Source organism: Sinomicrobium pectinilyticum, assembly GCF_003725735.1.
Lineage (GTDB): Bacteria > Bacteroidota > Bacteroidia > Flavobacteriales > Flavobacteriaceae > Sinomicrobium > Sinomicrobium pectinilyticum.
On the sequence record NZ_RJTM01000192.1, the window covers coordinates 1 to 1220 of the forward strand.

The window sequence follows — 1220 nt, forward strand, 5'->3', positions numbered from 1 at the left end:
CCCTGCGGGGGGTACCCCCCGCAGGGGAGAACAACCAGACAGAGTTTAATTTACAGACCCGCTCCTTTTAGTACAGGGCTACTAATATTAAAGCCGTTAACCATAATATTATTAATTCCTTTCGAAGCAACATGTCCTGCTGCGCCTCCAACAAAACCTGATACGGCTCCCAGAGCATTTTTCCTTTATTCCTTTGCCATTAAACAATGGATAAGACTTAAAGTTTTTGACATTTATATACGTTCCTGAACACCCTCATACTATTTGTATCGAACAATTACGTATATTTCCTTATCTAATTTAGTTTGATTACAAGAGGTATATTTTCTTCTATCATTTTGTTTTCTTCTCCCATAGTTTATTATATCATTAATAGCTTTCGCTCCCAGATTTTTTCTCACATACTCATTCACCTCGATAAATTCAGGCCTGATATACTCCATCAAATCCTTTGGGAGCAAATCTTTTTTTCCGTTATATGTGTTCACCATTTTTACAGCATACATCCTCCCTTCATTAATTACAAAGTAAGGGTCAAAGCCTTCGATAAAAAATGTGAAAAATTTTTTCTCTAAACGCTCCTTGATTGCGTACACGTCAAATCCGGGTAGGGGAAGAAGTGTTTTACCATCATCAAGAAATAGCAAATATGGCATATAATCTAATGGATGTTTTAATTGCTTCTTTTCTATTTCTACTGACGTCATTGAAATTAGACTGTCTTTAAATTCAATATTAACATGTTGCTTATAATAGTTATTTGTAAAATCAATAAACCTTATAATGTTTTTGTTACAATCGTAAGAATCAGCATCTCTTTTTAGCTTAAAAACAGGTATAGAATATGTTTTTAAATCTTCTAATTTATAATGATATGGAATCAGTTTTAGTGAATCTATTATTTGAAAAACATTTTCAGGCAGATTGCTACTTATAAAAAAGTTTTCATTCAACGTATTATCAGCAACTTTTTTATACTCTAATAAATTAACATCAACCTCAAGTGTATCCCTTTGAGAATACATTACTTTAACATTCAATAATATAAACGTTATAGCTAATATCAATTTTTCCATATACCAAACATATTAAAGACTTTTCGCAACGGGAGTCTTTGAGGACTTGAAAAATTTGGATCCATAATAAATACCCCCGCTCTGCGAAGTTTGCAACTTCGCAGCCCAAACCTTCAATGAAAAGAAAGAAACGAAAAACGCCTC

At 33.0% G+C, this 1220-nt stretch carries 2 protein-coding genes; one reads left to right on the plus strand and one right to left on the minus strand.

What is annotated here, in order from left to right; all coding sequences use genetic code 11:
* Positions 1 to 249: hypothetical protein (locus tag ED312_RS24160; RefSeq protein WP_206363308.1), on the plus strand; the 249-nt coding region annotated here is incomplete at its 5' end.
* 11 nt (positions 250 to 260) lie between these two features.
* On the opposite strand, the gene ED312_RS23090 is transcribed toward ED312_RS24160, so the two are convergent.
* Positions 261 to 1076, minus strand: a complete 816-nt coding sequence (locus tag ED312_RS23090) for a hypothetical protein (protein ID WP_123218388.1) — start codon at positions 1074 to 1076, stop codon at positions 261 to 263.
* Between the last annotated feature and the right edge of the window lie 144 nt (positions 1077 to 1220).

Coding starts and splice junctions, on each gene's coding strand:
- ED312_RS23090 (WP_123218388.1), bottom strand. CDS start 1,076: ATGGAAAAATTGATATTAGCTATAACGTTTATATTATTGAATGTTAAA.